The 18,065-nt window shown below is 59.3% G+C and carries 16 protein-coding genes and 1 tRNA gene; 4 read left to right on the forward strand and 13 right to left on the reverse strand.

The annotated features are described in order from the left end of the window. Positions 1–3 precede the first annotated feature (3 nt). The 4 genes from trpE to yajC form a co-directional block, all read right to left on the reverse strand. On the reverse strand, positions 4–1,479 hold the full coding sequence (trpE, locus tag ACLD9W_RS03050; RefSeq protein ID WP_410840640.1) for an anthranilate synthase component I: 1,476 nt from the start codon (positions 1,477–1,479) through the stop codon (positions 4–6). A gap of 93 nt (positions 1,480–1,572) precedes the next feature. Next, positions 1,573–2,508, reverse strand: coding sequence for a protein translocase subunit SecF (gene secF, locus ACLD9W_RS03055; protein ID WP_410840641.1), 936 nt, complete (start codon positions 2,506–2,508; stop codon positions 1,573–1,575). A gap of 4 nt (positions 2,509–2,512) precedes the next feature. Continuing rightward, positions 2,513–4,360, reverse strand: a complete 1,848-nt coding sequence (gene secD / locus ACLD9W_RS03060) for a protein translocase subunit SecD (protein WP_410840642.1) — start codon at positions 4,358–4,360, stop codon at positions 2,513–2,515. 82 nt (positions 4,361–4,442) lie between these two features. Then, positions 4,443–4,742, reverse strand: a complete 300-nt coding sequence (gene yajC, locus ACLD9W_RS03065; RefSeq protein WP_410840643.1) for a preprotein translocase subunit YajC — start codon at positions 4,740–4,742, stop codon at positions 4,443–4,445. Between the two features lie 226 nt (positions 4,743–4,968). Between yajC and ACLD9W_RS03070 the strand changes: the two genes are divergently transcribed. Then, positions 4,969–5,946 (forward strand): class 1 fructose-bisphosphatase, encoded by a 978-nt coding sequence (locus ACLD9W_RS03070; protein WP_410840644.1) that lies wholly within the window; start codon positions 4,969–4,971, stop codon positions 5,944–5,946. 196 nt (positions 5,947–6,142) lie between these two features. Here the strand turns inward: ACLD9W_RS03070 and rho are convergent, their stop codons facing one another. The 3 genes from rho to argH all read right to left on the reverse strand — a co-directional run bounded on the left by rho (position 6,143) and on the right by argH (position 9,209). Further along, complete coding sequence (gene rho, locus ACLD9W_RS03075; protein ID WP_410840645.1) at positions 6,143–7,402, reverse strand: transcription termination factor Rho; 1,260 nt, start codon at positions 7,400–7,402, stop codon at positions 6,143–6,145. 227 nt (positions 7,403–7,629) lie between these two features. Further along, positions 7,630–7,720: transfer RNA gene (locus tag ACLD9W_RS03080), tRNA-Ser, on the reverse strand. A gap of 100 nt (positions 7,721–7,820) precedes the next feature. Then, positions 7,821–9,209, reverse strand: a complete 1,389-nt coding sequence (gene argH / locus ACLD9W_RS03085) for an argininosuccinate lyase (RefSeq protein WP_410840646.1) — start codon at positions 9,207–9,209, stop codon at positions 7,821–7,823. A 142-nt stretch (positions 9,210–9,351) separates the two neighbouring features. On the opposite strand from argH, the gene ACLD9W_RS03090 reads away from it, so the two are divergent. After that, a complete protein-coding gene (locus ACLD9W_RS03090) occupies positions 9,352–10,392 on the forward strand; it encodes a sensor histidine kinase (protein WP_410840647.1) in 1,041 nt (346 codons plus the stop codon). A gap of 173 nt (positions 10,393–10,565) precedes the next feature. Here the strand turns inward: ACLD9W_RS03090 and ACLD9W_RS03095 are convergent, their stop codons facing one another. The 5 genes from ACLD9W_RS03095 to grxD form a co-directional block, all read right to left on the reverse strand. After that, entirely contained in the window at positions 10,566–10,760 is a 195-nt protein-coding gene (locus tag ACLD9W_RS03095) for a hypothetical protein (RefSeq protein WP_410840648.1), read from the reverse strand. Positions 10,761–10,823: 63 nt separating this feature from the next. Continuing rightward, complete coding sequence (pdxJ, locus tag ACLD9W_RS03100; RefSeq protein ID WP_410840649.1) at positions 10,824–11,552, reverse strand: pyridoxine 5'-phosphate synthase; 729 nt, start codon at positions 11,550–11,552, stop codon at positions 10,824–10,826. A gap of 268 nt (positions 11,553–11,820) precedes the next feature. Continuing rightward, on the reverse strand, positions 11,821–13,995 hold the full coding sequence (locus tag ACLD9W_RS03105) for a malate synthase G (RefSeq protein ID WP_410840650.1): 2,175 nt from the start codon (positions 13,993–13,995) through the stop codon (positions 11,821–11,823). A 136-nt stretch (positions 13,996–14,131) separates the two neighbouring features. Next, positions 14,132–14,365 (reverse strand): hexameric tyrosine-coordinated heme protein, encoded by a 234-nt coding sequence (locus tag ACLD9W_RS03110; RefSeq protein ID WP_410840651.1) that lies wholly within the window; start codon positions 14,363–14,365, stop codon positions 14,132–14,134. A gap of 148 nt (positions 14,366–14,513) precedes the next feature. Further along, positions 14,514–14,822, reverse strand: coding sequence for a Grx4 family monothiol glutaredoxin (gene grxD, locus ACLD9W_RS03115; RefSeq protein ID WP_009427191.1), 309 nt, complete (start codon positions 14,820–14,822; stop codon positions 14,514–14,516). Between the two features lie 129 nt (positions 14,823–14,951). On the opposite strand from grxD, the gene ACLD9W_RS03120 reads away from it, so the two are divergent. Both ACLD9W_RS03120 and ACLD9W_RS03125 read left to right on the forward strand, forming a co-directional pair. After that, positions 14,952–16,880: an ATP-binding cassette domain-containing protein gene (locus ACLD9W_RS03120; RefSeq protein WP_410840654.1), complete on the forward strand. Its 1,929-nt coding sequence runs from the start codon at positions 14,952–14,954 to the stop codon at positions 16,878–16,880. A gap of 14 nt (positions 16,881–16,894) precedes the next feature. After that, complete coding sequence (locus ACLD9W_RS03125; protein ID WP_410840652.1) at positions 16,895–17,413, forward strand: hypothetical protein; 519 nt, start codon at positions 16,895–16,897, stop codon at positions 17,411–17,413. A gap of 92 nt (positions 17,414–17,505) precedes the next feature. On the opposite strand, the gene ACLD9W_RS03130 is transcribed toward ACLD9W_RS03125, so the two are convergent. Then, the gene (locus ACLD9W_RS03130; protein ID WP_410840655.1) at positions 17,506–17,976 is read right to left on the reverse strand and encodes a C39 family peptidase; all 471 of its coding nucleotides are present in this window, start codon (positions 17,974–17,976) and stop codon (positions 17,506–17,508) included. Positions 17,977–18,065: the final 89 nt, after the last annotated feature.

Genomic DNA, 18,065 nt, shown 5'->3' on the forward strand with positions numbered 1-18,065 from the left:
AAACTATTTGTCCAGCCCTTCCTGCACCATCTGTGCGGCGCGGATGACGGCGCGGGCTTTGTTTTGCGTTTCCTGCCATTCGGCTTCGGGGTCGGAATCGGCGACGACGCCCGCGCCGCTTTGCACGTGCAGTGTGCCGTTTTTAATCACGGCGGTGCGGATGGCGATGGCCAGGTCCATGTCGTTGTTGAAGCTCCATACGCCGACTGCGCCGCCGTAGATGCCGCGTTTTTCGGGCTCGAGCTCTTCGATGATTTCCATCGCGCGCACTTTGGGCGCGCCAGAGAGCGTGCCGGCGGGGAAGGCAGCGGCGAGGATGTCGATGTTGCTGACGCCTTCTTTCAGACGGCCTTCGACGTTGGAAACGATGTGCATCACGTGCGAGTATTTTTCGACGGTCATTTTTTCGGTCACGCGCACTTGGCCGGTTTGGCTGATGCGGCCGACGTCGTTGCGGCCGAGGTCGATGAGCATGACGTGTTCTGCAATTTCTTTAGCGTCGTTCAGCAAATCCTGTTCGTTGGCGGCATCTTCTTCGGGCGTGGCGCCGCGCAGGCGGGTGCCGGCGATGGGGCGGACGATGACTTTGTCTTTTTCGCGGCGCACGAGTATTTCGGGCGATGAGCCAACGATGTGGAAGTCGTCGAAATTGTAATAAAACAGATAGGGTGAGGGGTTGAGCGTGCGCAGGGCGCGGTAGAGCGAGAGCGGGCTGTCGGCAAAGGGCATGCCCATGCGTTGGCTGGGAACGACCTGCATGCAGTCGCCTGAACAGATGTAGTCTTTGATTTTTTCGACACAGGCTTTAAACGGTTCTTGGCCGAAGCTGCTAGCGGCTTCGGTTTTGTCGCTGCCCAGGGAAAGCGGGATGGCGCAGTTTTGCCGCAGCTGGACGCGGATGTCTTCGAGGCGGGCGCGGGCGCGCTCGTATGCGTCGGCCTCGCCCGGGTCGGCGTAAACGATAAGGTGGATTTTGCCGCTGAGGTTGTCGATAACGGCCAACTCTTCGGAGAGCATCATGAGGATGTCGGGCGCGCCGATGCGGTCGGCTTTGACGGGGTGTTTCAGACGGCCTGCGAGGTGTTCGAAGTAATAGACGGTTTCGTAGCCGAAATAGCCGACGAGGCCGCCGGTGAAGCGCGGCAGACCGGGGATTTCGGGCGTGTGGAAACGCTTGTGGAAGGCTTCGATAAATTCCAGCGGGTTGCCCCTGTGCTGTTCGATAATGACGCCGTCTTCATACAGGCTGATTTCGCGGCCGGAGGCTTTGATGTAGGTGTTCGAGCCGAGGCCGACGAAGGAGTAGCGGCCGAAGCGTTCGCCGCCGACGACGGATTCGAGCAGGTAGGTGTAGGGGCGGTTGGCGAGTTTGAGGTAGATGGACAGCGGGGTATCCAGGTCGGCCAGCAGCTCCTGCACGAGGGGGATGCGGTTGTAGCCGGCGGCGGCTTGGGCGAGATATTCTTGTTTGCTGATCATGGTTTCAGACGGCCTCTCGGAATATGGCGGTTGCGGGACGGGATGGAATAAAGGCCGTCTGAAAGCGGTTTTCAGACGGCCTCTTTGTCTGAATCAGACGACGGCTTCTTCTTTTTTCTCTTTGACGCGGGCGATGTTTTCGCGGCTGAGGCCAAACAGCAGCAGCAGCGGGCTGGCAACGAGAACGGAAGAATAGACGCCGAAAACGATGCCGATGGTGAGTGCCATCGAGAAGCCGTGCAGGGCGGCGCCGCCGAAGAGGAGCATGGAGAGCACCATCGCCTCGGTCGAGCCGTGGGTGATGACGGTACGGCTCATGGTGGCGGTGATGGCGTTGTCGATCACTTCGGGCACGCTGTGGTTGCGCATGGTGCTTTTGCGGAAGTTTTCGCGGATACGGTCGAACACCACCACCGATTCGTTCACCGAGTAGCCCAAAACGGCCAGCACGCCGGCCAGCACGGTGAGGGAAAATTCCCACTGAAAGAGGGCGAAGCAGCCGAGGATGATGACGACGTCGTGCATATTGGCGATGATGGCCGACACGGCAAAGCGCCATTCGAAACGCATGGACAGATAGATGATGATGCCGACGACCACCATGCCCAGCGCAATCAGGCCGTTGTGCACCAGCTCGTCGCCGACCTGCGGGCCGATGAATTCGACCTGACGCAGCTGCACGGAAGCATCGCTTTTTTTCAGGATGTCCATGGTTTGGTTGGAGAGCTGGGCGGTGGTGGTGCCCGCTTTGTTGGGCAGGCGGATCATCAGGTGGCGGTCGCTGTTGACGGTTTGCACCTGCACGTCGCCCAGATTGAGCGCGTCGAGATCCGTGCGCACTTTGTCGACGTCGGCCGCTTGGGCGTATTCGACTTCCATCACCGTGCCGCCGGTGAATTCCACCGAGAAATTCAAGCCTTTGACGGCAAGGAAAACGACGGCGAGGATAAAGGTGGCAAGCGAGATGAAGGTGGTGAGCTTGCCGTATTTCATAAACGGGATGTCGCGTTTGAAGCGGAACAGTTCCATTGGTTTACTCCTTGTCTGCCGCGGCGGCGGGACAGATGTCGCCGCCGATGGAAATGCTTTGCAGCTTGCGTTTGCGGCCGTACCACAGGTTGACGAACATGCGCGACACGACCACCGACGAGAACATCGAGGTCAGAATGCCCAGGCAGTGCACCACGGCGAAGCCGCGAACGGGACCGGAGCCGAACAGCAAGAGGGCGATACCGGCAATCAGTGAGGTGATGTTGGAATCGACGATGGTGTCCCAGGCGTGTTTGTAGCCTTCGGCAATGGCGGCCTGCGGCTTGACGCCGTCGCGCAATTCTTCGCGGATACGCTCGTTAATCAATACGTTGGAGTCGATGGCCATACCCAGCGTCAGCGCCATGGCGGCGATGCCGGGCAGAGTGAGCGTGGCACCCAGCCAGGAGAGCGCGGCCACCAAAAGCAGCAGGTTGGACACCAGTGCAATCACCGAGAAAACGCCCATCAGGCGGTAGTAGACCACCATGAACACGGCTACGACGACAAAGCCCCACAGCGTCGAATCCATACCTTTTTTGATGTTTTCCGCACCGAGCGAAGCACCGATGGTGCGCTCTTCGACGATTTCCATCGGCGCGGCCAGCGAACCGGCGCGCAGCAGCAGTGCAATGTCTTCGGCTTCGGCACGGCTCATGCTGCCTGAGATGATGGTTTTACCGTTGGGAATCGGCTCGTTGATAACCGGCGCGGTCACGACTTCGGCCTTGCCCTGCTCCACCAGCACCATCGCCATGCGTTTGCCGACGTTGTTACGGGTGAGATCGGCGAAGATGACGGCACCGGAGTTGTTGAAGCTGACGTTGACGCCAGGCTGTCCGCGGTCGTTTTGTCCGGCCTGCGCGTCGTCGATATTGTCGCCGGTCAGCTCTACCTGTTTGCTCAGCAGCAGTTGGGCGGGCTGCTCGCCGGCGGTTTTCAGCAGCTCGTAGCCTTCGGGCACATTGCCCTCGAGCGCGGCAAAGAAGGCCGACTGGTCTTCATTGACCATGCGCACTTCCAGCGTGGCGGTACGGCCGATGATGTCTTTGGCCTTGGCGGTGTCCTGCACGCCGGGCAGTTGGACGACGATGCGGTCGGCACCCGCCTGCTGGATCACCGGCTCGGCCACGCCCAATTCGTTGACGCGGTTATGCAGGGTGGTGATGTTCTGCTCGACGGCCTGCTTGCGGATATTGGCGATTGCCTGTTCGGACAGGGTGAGAATCAAGCGGCTGCCGTCGGAAGTGAGGGTAGCTTCGGGAAACAGGCGCTGTAGCTGCGGCAGGATTTTTTCCAGCTCGGCCGCGTCTTGGAAGGGCACGGCCAAACTGTTGTCGTTGACGGCAATCTGGCCGCTGCGGATTTTCTCTTTGCGCAACTCGCGGCGGATATCGCCCGCGTAGCGCTCGAAGGTTTTCTGCATCGCCGCCTTCATGTCCACCTGCATGGTGAAGTGCACGCCACCGCGCAGGTCGAGGCCGAGGAACATCGGTTTCGCGCCGATTTTTGCCATCCATTCGGGCGTGTTGGCGATTTGGTTCAAAGCCGTGATATAGCCTTCGCCCAGCGCGTTTTCAATCACGGAGCGGGCTTTCATCTGCGTTTGCGAGTCTTTGAAACGCACTTTGAGCGAGCCCTCGGCAATAAACATGCCATCGTCGGCAATGCCCGCCGCTTTGAGCGCTTGGGCAACGCGCGCTTCCGTGCGACTGTCGATGGCGAGCGACTGGCGGTTGGTGGACACCTGCACCGCCAGCGTGTCGCCGTAGAAATTCGGTATGGTGTAGAGCAGCCCCAGCGCGAGCACGGCTGTGACCAGGAGATATTTCCACAGGGGATAACGGTTCATAATCAAACCTTCAAAGGGAAAACCGTCTGATGCCTGCAACCGCAAGCGGTGTTTTCAGACGGCCTTATCGGAAAGAAACGGCTTATTCGGGGTTTTTCGCGGCCACGGCGTTGCGTTCGACCTGCACTTCGACATTGCGGGCGATTTCCACCGTGAAGAATTTTTCGCCGGTTTTGGTGATTTTGCCGGCGAAGCCCGAGGCCAGCAGCACTTTGTCACCAACTTTCAATGCGGCCAGCATTTCCTGATGGGCTTTAAATTTCTTTTGCTGCGGCCGCATAATCAGGAAGTAAAACACCACCAGAATCAGCGCGAGGGGTGCAAACTTCATCAGGGCGCCGGGCTGTTGCACGGCATCGGCGGCGTAGGCTAATCCAATCATGGTTCTGTCCTTGTCTCGTGTGGAAAAAACGGCCGCGGCGCCTGCGCCGCGAAAAACGGCGTATTCTAAATGGCGCGCGATTTTTTTCCAAGAATTTTCGCCTCCCCGCCTTTCAGACGGCCATACGGGCAAAACCGCGCTTGTTGCGGCCGTCTGAAACGGGTATAAACCGCAGCTTTCGTTTTCAGACGGCCTTTTTCAGACGGCCACAGCAAAGGATCAAGCCATGAACACTACCTTCCCCGAATTCCTGCAACAACAGATCGCGCAACACGACCTGAGTGCCGAACTGGTCAGCGTCGCGCAAACCATAGCTGCCGCCTGCGTGAACATCGGCGCACAAGTGCGCCTCGGCGCACTGGCGGGCGTGCTCGGCACGGCGGGCAGCGGCAATATCCAGGGCGAAGAGCAGAAAAAGCTCGACGTGATTGCCAACGACATCCTGATTAACGCGCTCAAAGCCAATCCCCATGTGGCAGGTCTCGCCAGCGAAGAAGAAGACAGCTTCGTCGCCTGCGCTTCAGACGGCCGCTACCTCGTGCTGTTCGACCCGCTCGACGGCTCGTCCAATATCGACGTCAACATCTCCGTCGGCACGATATTCTCCGTGCTCGCCAAACCCGCAGGCGCGCTCGACACCGCCTCCTTCCTGCAAAGCGGCAGTAAGCAGCTTGCCGCAGGCTATGTGCTCTACGGCCCGCAAACCCAGCTGGTTGTCACCTTCGGCCGCGGCGTCAACGTCTTTACGCTCAACGCCGATAACCAATTCATCCTCACACAGAGCAATCCGCAAGTGCCGCCGCAGACGAAGGAATTCGCCATCAACGCCTCCAACAGCCGCCACTGGTTCGCCCCCGTGCGGCAATATATCGACGAACTGCTGGCGGGCGAAACCGGGCCGCGCGGCAAAAATTACAATATGCGCTGGGTGGCCAGCATGGTGGCCGAAGTGCACCGCATCCTGATGCGCGGCGGCGTGTTCATGTATCCGCAGGACGCGCGGGACCCGTCCAAGCCCGGCAAACTGCGCCTGATGTACGAAGCCAACCCCATGAGCCTGATTATGCGCGAAGCGGGCGGCGCGGCCTCCGATACCGCGCGGCAGATACTCGACATCGAGCCGCAGGGGCTGCACCAGCGCGTCGCCGTCGTCCTCGGCAGCCGCGACGAAGTAGCCTATGTCGATGCCCTGCACGCGCGGTAAACGCGGCGGGTAGCGAGTACCCGACACATCCAAAGGCCGTCTGAAAAGCCCCAATCGGCTTTTTCAGACGGCCTTTTGTCTGTCTGCATGATTTTCCACAGGCACCAAGCCGTGTGTGTGGTTGCGCGGCACGTCCTTCATGACACAAAGGCCGTCTGAAAAATCATTTCAGACGGCCTTTAAGCGGCGGGCGGCTTTATTTGCCGCGCATCAGTTCGAAGAAATCGTTGTTGTCTTTCGAGGCTTTGAGTTTGTCGACCAAAAACTCGGCCGCTTCGATTTCGTCCATCGGGTGCAGGAATTTGCGCAGCAGCCACATGCGTTGGAGCTGGTCGTTGGGCACGAGCAGTTCTTCGCGGCGGGTGCCGGATTTGTTGATGTTGATGGCGGGGAACAGGCGTTTTTCAGCCATGCGGCGGTCGAGGTGCAGCTCCATATTGCCCGTGCCTTTGAATTCTTCGTAAATCACGTCGTCCATGCGGCTGCCGGTTTCCACCAGCGCGGTGGCGATGATGGTGAGCGAGCCGCCTTCTTCGATGTTGCGTGCCGCGCCGAAAAAGCGTTTGGGGCGGTGCAGCGCGTGCGCGTCGACGCCGCCGGTGAGGATTTTGCCCGAGGTGGGGACAACGGTGTTGTAGGCGCGGGCGAGACGGGTGATGGAATCGAGCAGGATGACCACGTCTTTTTTGTGTTCGACCATGCGCTTAGCTTTTTCAATCACCATTTCGGCCACCTGCACATGGCGCGTTGCCGGTTCGTCAAAGGTAGAGGCCACCACTTCGCCGCGCACGGAGCGGCTCATTTCGGTCACTTCTTCGGGACGCTCGTCAATCAGCAATACGATCAGTTCGGCTTCGGGATAATTGGCGGTAATGGCGTGGGCGATGTTTTGCAGCATCACGGTTTTGCCCGATTTGGGCGGGGCAACCAAGAGCGCGCGCTGGCCGCGGCCGATGGGGGAAATCAGGTCGATGGCGCGGCCGGTGATGTTTTCTTCGGATTTGATGTCGCGCTCGAGCTTGAGCTGTTTGTTGGGAAACAGCGGCGTGAGGTTTTCAAACAGGATTTTGTGGCGGCACACTTCGGGATGGTCGCCGTTGATGGTGTTGAGGTGCACTAGGGCGAAGTAGCGTTCGTCGTTTTTCGGCACGCGCACGGTGCCTTCGATGGTGTCGCCGGTGTGCAGGTTGAAGCGGCGGATTTGGTTGGGTGATACGTAAATATCGTCGGGGCCGGCGAGGTAGGAGGTGTCGGCGCTGCGCAGGAAACCGAAGCCGTCGGGCAGGATTTCCAGCGTGCCCGAGCAGGTGAAGTCTAGTCCCTGCTGCATCAGCTGGCGCACGATGGCGAAGACGAGGTCTTGTTTGCGCAGGCGGTTGGCGCCTTCGATGCCGAGTTGTTCGGCCTGTTCGAGCAGTTTGGAGATGTGTTGGGTTTGTAGTTCGGAGACGTGCATAGGACTGGGTTTGGTCGGGTTGGAGAAAGCGGCCTTTGCGGCCGTCTGAAAGCGAAGTTAAAAGGCAAAGGCGCGCGGCGGCGCGTATCGGCGTATGCGTTTTTATCGGGTTGCTGTTTTGGAGAATACCGGTTTGATTGGTGATGCGGATATGCTTGGGTGCGGCCGCGGGCGCGGCGTTTCTGAAACCTGAAAAAAGACAAGCCGGACGGCTTGTCTTTCGAATGTGGCGGAAAGGAAGGGATTCGAACCCTCGATACGCTATTCACGTATACACGCTTTCCAGGCGTGCGACTTCAACCACTCATCCACCTTTCCGTGAAGCTGCGCATTATACGGTTAAGCCGTGCGGCGGGCAACCGCTATTTTCGCAATGTTTTCAGACGGCCTCTATACGCGGCGACGAAAAACCTGCTTTTCAGACGGCCTTTTCCAGCAGCCTGCGCCAGCGTTCGGCTTGGAAACGCACCTGTTCGGGTGCGGTGCCGCCCAGATGGTTGCGGGCGGCGAGGCTGCCTTCGGGCGTGAGCACTTGGTACACGTCGTCTGAAATCAAGCTGCTGAAACCCTGCAATACTTCCAGCGGCAGTTCGCTCAAATCTGCGCCGCTTTGGTCGGCATGGCGCACGGCTTGGGCGACGACTTCGTGGCTGTCGCGGAAGGGCATACCTTTTTTCACCAGATAATCGGCCAGGTCGGTGGCGGTGGCAAAGCCCTGCATCACGGCTGCGCGCATGTTTTCCGGTTTTACCGTTACGCCGCGCATCATGTCGGCGTAAATCCGCAATGTGTCGATAAGCGTGTCAACCGTGTCAAACAGCGGCTCTTTGTCTTCCTGATTGTCTTTGTTGTAGGCCAGAGGCTGAGATTTCATCAGCGTAATCAGTCCGATAAGGTGGCCGATGACGCGGCCGGACTTGCCGCGCACGAGTTCGGGCACGTCGGGGTTTTTCTTTTGCGGCATGATGGACGAGCCGGTGCAGAAGCGGTCGGCAATGTCGATAAAGGCAAAACGCGGACTCATCCACAAAATCAATTCTTCCGACAGGCGGCTCAAGTGCACCATCACCAGCGAGGCGGCGGCGGCGAACTCGACGGCAAAATCGCGGTCTGATACGGCATCGAGGGAGTTTTGGCAGATTTGCTCAAAACCCAAGATTTCGGCGGTAATCTCACGCCGAATCGGATAGGTTGTGCCCGCCAGCGCGGCCGCGCCCAAGGGCATACGGTTGACGCGGCCTCGGCAGTCGGCCATGCGTTCGTCGTCGCGGCCGAGCATTTCCACATAGGCCAGCATATGGTGGCCGAAGCTCACGGGCTGGGCGACTTGCAGATGGGTAAAACCGGGCATCACGGTATCGGCGTGTTGCTCGGCCAGCTCGATTAAGGCCGTCTGAAGGTCGCGTATCAGGCTGCGGATGATGCTGATCTGGTCGCGCAGCCACAGGCGGATGTCGGTAGCGACTTGGTCGTTGCGGCTGCGGCCGGTGTGCAGGCGTTTGCCCGCGTCGCCGATTTTGTCGGTGAGGCGGCGCTCGATGTTCATGTGCACGTCTTCCAAATCAAGCGACCAGGCCATTTTGCCCGCTGCAATTTCGGCGAGGATTTCTTCCATGCCCTGCCGTATGGCGGCGGTGTCTTCGTCCGACAACACGCCTGCCCGGTGCAGCATTTGCGCGTGCGCCAGCGAGCCTTGGATATCCCATTCGGCCAGACGTTTGTCAAAATCTATCGAACCGGTGTATTTCTTTACCAATTCCGAAACCGGTTCGCCGAATCTTCCCGACCATGTTTTGTTGCTGTTCATCAAATATTTCCTTGAAGGTTGAAGCCCTGCCGCTTTGCGGCGGGAGAATCTGACTTATCCCAATCAGGGGTTTGAATGTATAGCCCGGAGTGCCGAAACATATATAATGCACGGGTTTTGTCAGTCAAATTTCTATTAAGAAATGCACATTATACGTCAAATAAACGCCTGGTTCGCCGTTCCCGACATGCGCAATTTAGGCACCGCCGCGCGGATTTTCTTTTTCTGCGCCGCCGGCGTGCTGCTGCTGCCGCTGATTTCCGGCAGCGGCGCGCCCTATGGGATGCTGGTGTGGCAGCACGCCGCCTGGCTCGTGCCGCTGGTGACGGCCAACGCCGTTACCGGTTATTTCACCGACCGCTATCTCGTCCGCCATCCGCAGGGAGCAGCGCTCAACCTGCTGTTTTGCCTGGTGCAGCTTTTCGTCGTCGATTTCGTCATATTGGGCGAGCGCACCCATTTCGTGCAGCATTTGGTTATCTACACCGTAGGCGTGCTCTTTGCCATGTATTTCGAGGCCAACCGCCTGCGCGCCCTGTCGCCCGCCGTTTCCGAAGCGCGGCTCACCGCGCTCACCGCCCGCATCCGCCCGCATTTTCTCTTTAACAGCCTCAACGCCGCCATCAGCCTCATCCGCCTGCGTCCGTATGACGCGGAAACCCTGCTGGAAAACCTCGCCAACCTGTTCCGCGCCCAGCTGCGCGAGGGCAACCAGTTCAGCACGCTGGGACAGGAAATCGAATGGGCGCAGGAATACATCGCCATTGAACAAATCCGCATGGGGCCGCACCGCGTGCAGGTCGAGTGGCTGCACGAAGCGCCCGACGACGCGGAAACGCCGCAACTGCTGTTGCAGCCGCTGCTGGAAAACGCCGTTTTCCACGGCGTGGAAACCACCGCCCGCCCCGGCAATATCGTGGTAAAAACCGCCTTGCAGGGACACTGGCTGTATATCCGCATCGAAAATCCCTACACGCCGCACGAAAACATGGAAAACACGCAAAAAGCGCACCGCGGCAACTCGATGGCGCTGAAAAACCTGCAAGAGCGCCTGGACATCATGTACGACAAAGACGCCGAGCTGGAACTGTCCGCGCTCGACGACATCGGCATCTACCGCGTCGACATCCGCCTACCCTACCGCAAACAGGAAAGCGATTACGGCGCATTGTTCGGCGCGTAATACGGCTTTGAGGCCGTCTGAAAGAAAGGGCAAAACGTGCTTTCAGACGGCCTCTGCCGTTGTAGGATCTGTTGACAATCAGCCTTGCGGCGGTATTTTTCCCGCCTGCCGCATCAAAAATGCCCGCAGGTGTCCAAGATTGCTGTGCTTTTTTCCTTGCATTCGAGCATTTTTTACTCAAAAAACCGTCTCGCAAGCTGATTGCCAACAGACCCTAGCAGGATGTGCCGCCAACGCACGCGGTTTCCGTTCTGCGTCAGCCACGCGGCAAAGGGTTTGAACGCGCCCATCAAAAGGCCGTCTGAAAATCCCGATTCAAGGCTTTCAGACGGCCTTTTTTTGCGGATGGCGGTATCGCAAATGCGCATACGCCGCTCCAATGCCTTGCACACCGCCCTTGCAGGCTTTCAGACGGCCTCTGCCGCAGGGGCTTACACGGCGCTGCGGGCGCGGTGCATGGTTTCTTTCATTTGGGCGATGGCGGCGGGCAGGCCGATGAAGAGGGCTTGGGCGATGAGGGCGTGGCCGATGTTGAGTTCGGCGATGGGGAGGATTTTGGCGACGGGGGTGACGTTGTGGATGTTCAGCCCGTGGCCGGCATTGACAATCAGGCCGCGTTCGGAGGCGAAGTAGGCGGCTTCTTCGATTTGCGCGAGCCTTTGGGCGCGTTCGTTGTGGTTTGCGGCGTCGGCGTAGGCGCCGGTGTGCAGTTCGATTACGGGTGCGCCTAGGTCGGCGGCAGCTTGGATTTGCGCTTCGTCGGCGTCGATAAAGAGGGAGACACGGATGCCCGCTTCGGCGAGCGTGCGGGTGTAGTCGGCGATTTTCTGCTGCTGCGCCAGGACGTCGAGGCCGCCTTCGGTGGTGATTTCCTGCCGTTTTTCGGGGACGATGCACACGTCGCGCGGGCGCACGGCTAGGGCGTGGTCGAGCATTTCGGGGGTGAGCGCCATTTCGAGGTTGATGTGGGTGCGTACGGCGCGGGCGATGGCGGCGACGTCGTCGTCGCGGATGTGGCGGCGGTCTTCGCGCAGGTGCAGGGTGATGTAGTCCGCGCCGTGGGTTTCGGCCAGCAGGGCGGCTTCGAGCGGGCTGGGGTAGACCGTGCCGCGCGCGTTGCGCAGGGTGGCGACGTGGTCGATGTTGACGCCTAAGAGCATGGGGATTCCTTTTTTGGTGGTTGGTCGGATTCGGCGGCCGCACTTCAACTTTGTTGGCGTTTCGGTTTCAGACGGCCTTAACGGGTTTGAGGCCGTCTGAAAAGGGTTTTCCCGTTCAGACGGCCTTTTTGCTGCTTTGGTTTTTTTCAGACGGCCTTAGCATTTGCAAAGCAGGAAACATAAAACCGCGTGCATCGCTGGGCGGCACAGCCTACTGATGAGACCGTTCCCCTTTTCGCGGGGATAACGTTTCTGAAAGCACCCTGCCCTACTTTGCCGCTTTGGCGACGCGCCGCCAGTGGTGCAGCAGGGGTTCGGTGTAGCCGTTGGGCTGTTCGGTGCCTTTGAAGACGAGGTCGCAGGCGGCGAGGAAGGCGGGGGAGGTGTCGAAGCGTCCGGCCATCGGGGTGTAGGCGGGGTCGCCTGCGTTTTGCCGGTCGACGACGGCGGCCATGCGTTCGAGGGCGGCGCGCACTTCGGCGGCGGAAACGATGCCGTGCAGCAGCCAGTTGGCGATGTGCTGGCTGGAAATGCGTAAGGTGGCGCGGTCTTCCATCAGGCCGACGTTGTGGATGTCGGGCACTTTGGAGCAGCCGACGCCCTGTTCCACCCAGCGCACGACGTAGCCGAGGATGCCCTGGCAGTTGTTGTCGAGTTCCTGCCGTTTTTCTTCGTCGCTCCAATTGGTGTCGGCGGCGACGGGGATGGCGAGCAGGTCGGGCAGGTAGTCGGCGGCGGGGGCGGCGGCCAGTTCGCGCTGTACGTCGAAGACGTTTACCTGATGGTAATGCAGGGCGTGCAGGGTGGCGGCGGTGGGCGATGGCACCCAGGCGGTGGTGGCGCCGGATTTGGGGTGGCTGATTTTTTGTTTGAGCATTTCGGCCATCAAATCAGGCATCGCCCACATACCTTTGCCGATTTGCGCTTTGCCGCTCAGGCCGCATTGCAGGCCGGTTTGCACGTTGCCCGCTTCGTAGGCGGCGATCCAGCGGCTGGTTTTCATGTCGCCTTTGCGGATCATGGCGCCGGCGTGCATGGAGGTGTGCATTTCGTCGCCGGTGCGGTCGAGGAAGCCGGTGTTGATGAAGACGGTGCGGTCGGCGGCGGCGAGGATGCAGGCGGCGAGGTTGGCGGAGGTGCGGCGCTCTTCGTCCATGATGCCCATTTTGAGGGTGTGGCGCGGCAGGCGGCAGAGGTCTTCGATGGCGGCGAAGAGTTCGTCGGCAAAGCGCACTTCTTCGGGGCCGTGCATTTTGGGTTTGACGATGTACACGGAGCCGCTGCGGCTGTTTTTGTTTTCGCTGCGTGCGAAGTCGAAGGGGGCGGTGAGGGCGGTGATGACGCCGTCGAGGATGCCTTCGGGGATTTCGTTGCCCTCGGCATCCAGCACGGCGGGGGTGGTCATCAGGTGGCCGACGTTGCGGATGAAGAGCAGCGAGCGGCCGGGCAGGGTGAAGGTGCCGCTGCCGTCGGGCTTGGTGTATTGGCGGTCGGGGTTGAGGCGGCGGACGAAGGTTTTGCCGTTTTTCTCGACGCTTTCTTCGAGTGTGCCGCGCATCAGGCCGAGCCAGTTGGCGTAGACGAGGGCTTTGTCTTCGCCGTCGACAGCGGCAACAGAGTCTTCGCAGTCCATGATGGTGGAGAGGGCGGCTTCAAGGACGATGTCTTTGATGCCTGCGGGGTCTTGGCTGCCGATGGGGCTGGTTTTGTCGATGAGGATGTCGATGTGCAGGCCGTTGTGCAGGAAGAGGAGCGAGGTCGGCGCGGCTTCGCCGCCGTTGTAGCCGGCAAAGAGTTCGGGCGATTTGAGGCCGGTTTCGCTGCCGTTGATCAGGCGCACTTTCAGACGGCCTGCGCCGACGTAATACAGGGCGGCGTCTTTGTGGCTGCCGTGTTCGAGGGGCAGGCTTTGGTCGAGGAAATCGCGGGCGAAGGCGATAACGGCTTCGCCGCGCTGCGGGTTGTAGGTTTTGCCGGGGGCGAGGCTGCCGCTTTGGTCTATCGCGTCTGTGCCGTAAAGGGCGTCGTAGAGGCTGCCCCAGCGGGCGTTGGCGGCGTTGAGGGCGTAGCGGGCGTTGTTGATGGGGACGACGAGCTGGGGGCCGGCCTGTTCGGACAGTTCGCGGTCAACGTTTTGCGTGGCGATTGTGAAGGGGGCGGGTTCGTCGGCAAGATAGCCGATGTCTTTGAGGAAGGCGTGGTAGGCCGCGGCGTCGCTGAGGCCGTGTTCTTTGTGCCATTGGTCGATTTTGGCTTGGATTTCGTCGCGTTTTGCCAAGAGTTCGCGGTTGCGCGGGGCGAAGCGTCCGACGAGTTCGGCAAAGCCCTGCCAGAAGGCTTCGGCCTGAACGTCGGGATGGTTCGCCAGAAGGTTTTCGCTGATGAAACGGTAGAGATGGGAGTCGATTTGCAGACCGGCTGCGGGGATGTAGCTGTACGCCATGTTGGTTCTCCTAAAACGGTTTTTCTTATGGATGCCGCGTTGCCGCAGCACGGCGCAACCTTAACAGTTTTTTGCAGACGAGAAAAGGCCGTCTGAAAACGCGGCGGCGCTTTCAGACGGCCTCTGCCGTTTGGCTTTAGCCGCGCCAGTAGTTGTTGGCGGCAGCGATGGTTTGGAAGTTGATGGCGATTACCTGCGAGGCGGCGGTGAGGCTGTCGGCATCATTGGCATAAACCGAACGCAGCTTTTTCAGCACTTCGACATCGGGCTGGGTGGTTTTCACGCCGCGGCGGCTGAGGGTAACGGCCAGTTCGAAACCGGCCTGCGGCGTGTCGGTGATAAGGGTGGTGAGCCAGGGTTGGTCGCTCATTTTTGTGTCCTTTTATATATGGTTATTGTGAAAAGAAAGCCCGCGCGGGGCGCTGCTGCGGCCTTGGTGCGACGGGGAAACTGCCCCGCCGCTACCGCAAAAGGCCGTCTGAAACGGGTTTCAGACGGCCTCGATACCTGAATCCGGATTACTTCGCGGCCACCAGCTCCTGCAATTCGCCCGCTTCGTACATTTCCTGCAAAATGTCCGCGCCGCCGACGAATTCGCCGTTGACATAAAGCTGCGGGATGGTCGGCCAGTCGCTGTATTCCTTGATGCCTTGGCGCACTTCGGGGTTTTCCAACACGTTAACGGTAACGTATTGCGCACCAGCCGCGTTCAGCAGCTGCACCGCGCGCGAAGAAAAGCCGCACTGCGGAAACTGTTTGGTGCCCTTCATAAACAGCACGATGGGATGGGTGGTAACCACTTCTTTGATTTGCTCTTGAATGCTCATGTTTGGTTCCTTAAAAAACCGTTGGCGAAAAACGGCGGCATTATACGCGCCATTTTGATGAATTTGAAACGAATGTTTCGGCCGCCGCGCGGAACGGCTAAAATGCCGCCTTTTTCCGCCCGCCTCCTCATGATCGAACTGAAAAACCTCACCCTGCAACGCGGCAGCAAACTGCTGCTCGAGCAAGCCAACCTCACCATACCTCCCGGCAAACGCATCGGCCTGATCGGGCGCAACGGCAGCGGCAAATCCAGCCTGTTCGCCCTGATAAAAGGCGAAATCGCGCAGGATAGCGGCGACATTGTCCTGCCGCCGCACTGGAAAACCGCCTCCGTCGCCCAGGAAACCCCCGCCCTCGACACCTCCGCGCTGGATTACGTTTTGCAGGGCGACAAAGAATTGCAGGCTTTTCAGACGGCCTTAAAGGAAGCCGAAGCGCAAAACGACGGCATGAAACAGGCCGAATGCCACGCCAAACTCGAAGAAATCGACGCCTACACCGCCCCCGCCCGCGCCGCCAAACTCCTCAGCGGCCTCGGTTTCGCCCAAGAAGAACACGGCCGCCCCGTCAAATCCTTCTCCGGCGGCTGGCGCATGCGCCTCAACCTCGCCCAAGCCCTGATGTGCCGCGCCGACCTGCTCCTGCTCGACGAACCCACCAACCACCTCGATTTGGAAACCGTCCTCTGGCTGGAAAACCACCTCTCCTCCTTGCACTGCACGCAAATCATCATCTCCCACGACCGCGACTTCCTCAACGCCGCCACGACCCAAACCGTCGAACTCTCCGGCCGCAAACTCACCCTCTACGGCGGCAACTACGACTTCTACCAAAGCGAACGCGCCCGCCGCCTCGCCCAACAGCAGGCTGCCTACGCCAAACAGCAGGCACACATCAAACACCTGCAATCCTTTATCGACCGCTTCAAAGCCAAAGCCACCAAAGCCGTGCAGGCACAAAGCCGCATGAAAGCCCTCGACCGGCTCGAACGCATCGCCCCCGCCCACCTCGACAGCGGCTTCTCCTTCCGCTTCGACACCCCCGAACACCTGCCCAACCCCCTGCTCAAACTCGAAAAAGCCGATCTCGGCTACAACGGCGAAACCATCCTGCGCGGCATCTCCCTCTCCCTCGAAAGCGGCGCCCGCTACGGCCTTTTGGGCGTCAACGGCAGCGGCAAATCCACCTTCATCAAAACACTGGCCGGCAGCCTGCCCCTGATTGCCGGCGGCATCGTCCGTGCCGAAAAACTCAACATCGGCTACTTCGCCCAACACCAGCTCGACACCCTGCGCCCCGACCAAAGCCCCCTGTGGCACATCCAAACACTCTCCCCCGAAGCCAAAGAACAAGACATCCGCAACTTCCTCGGCGGCTTCAACTTCACCGGCGATGCCGCCCTGCAAAACACCGCCCCCTTCTCCGGCGGCGAAAAAGCCCGCCTCGCCCTCGCCATGCTCGTCTGGCAGAAACCCAATCTGCTGCTGCTCGACGAACCCACCAACCACCTCGACCTCGACATGCGCCACGCCCTCACCCTCGCCCTGCAAAGCTTCCAAGGTGCACTCATCACCGTCTCCCACGACCGCAGCCTGCTCGAAGCCACCACCGACAGCTTCCTCCTCATCGAAGAAGGCCGTCTGAAAACCTTCGACGGCGATTTGGAAGACTACCGCCGCTACCGCCTCGCCCGCGAAAACGCCGCCGCCTCGCCCGCCGCCTCCGCGCAAAACCAAAACCGCAAAGACAGCAAACGACTCGAAGCGCAAATCCGCCAGGAAAAAGCCAAACGCGGCAAACCCCTGCAACAGAAAATCGACCAAGCCGAAAAAGAAATCGCCGCCCTCAGCGAAATTCAGACGGCCTGTGAAGCATTTTTGGTACAGGAAAACGCCTACAACGAAGAAAACAAAGGCAAATTGCAGCAAACCCTTAGCCAACTGGCGCAAACCAAAGTAAAATTAGGACAAATGGAAGAAAACTGGCTTGCCTGGCAGGAAGAACTCGAAAGCATCCTGCTCGCCGTCGAAGAAGAACTACGGGGAATATCCGAATGACGAAACGAAACACCATGAAACCCAGCACCCTCACCCTCACCCTCACCCTTGCCGCCGCCGCATTCTCCGGCGCGGCCGAAGCCAAAGTCTACGAATGCAGCGTCGGCGGCGTTACCGTCTACACCTCCCGCCCCTCCCCCAGCTGCCGCGCGTCCGACCTACCCAAAATCGGCAGCTATTCCAGCCTGCCCGTCCCGCGCAGCGCGCCGCAGCAGTTTGCCGCCCGCCAAGACACCCCCAATGCGACAAGGCGTGTTTCCGTCAACAAAGCCTCCGCGGCCCCTGTACGCAACGCCCCGCCCCTGCAAGCCGCCGACGCCGCCCTTCTGCCCCGCCCCTCCGGCAGCAGCGGCCGCCGCACCATCTTGGAACAGGAGCTGGCCAACGAGCGCCAAGCGCTCAATCTGGCGCAAAACGAACTGAGCACCGCCCGCGCCCAGAAAAACCAAAACCGCGCCAGCCAGCTCACCGCCAGCATCCAAGACCGCCAGCAAAACATCCAGGCGCTGCAACGCGAACTGAGTAGAATGTAAACCGCCGCTTTCAGACGACCAATACCCCGAAACCTGCCGGTTTCGGGGTATTTAATATCCAAGCAGTCTGAAAAAATCAGTAATGAAAAAACCTAATAACGCTCTCCTATCTGAAGCAAACCTACCGCCATTTCCGTTTGTCTGTGCAGATTGCGGGTAAAAAAACCATGGTTTGATGCTACGTTGTTTTTTGGTACAACTGCAAGAATTTTTCCCGATAACGTACCGCTGCGCGTATTCCACGCAGCTAGAAATTGTTCTTTACTCACAGATACATGACCTAAGGACGGATCGGCCAGCAATACGGTATTGCCGTTTATGCCGCGCAATACAGAAAAATGATCATACCTGCGGTATCTCAGATAAACGATTACGGGAATTTTCAACTGCCGCAGCTGCTCGAAAGACAAAGCATAACCTCTTGCCTGAAAGCCCATCTCAGGCAATATGCGCTGCATATCGTCAAACGAAGCTTGTAATTCCTGTTTGTTCATTTTTACCAGAATTTCACGCTCGGTCAGCTTCTGTCCGTAAAAATTATGGGGCTGTCCTAGATAACTCAGGAGATTCCGTTTAAGTTAGAATTTTCCTTATGAGAAAAAGTCGTCTGAGTCAGTACAAACAAAACAAACTGATTGAGCTATTCGTAGCA

The organism is Neisseria sp. WLZKY-1 (assembly GCF_046546535.1).
Taxonomy (GTDB): Bacteria; Pseudomonadota; Gammaproteobacteria; order Burkholderiales; family Neisseriaceae; genus Neisseria.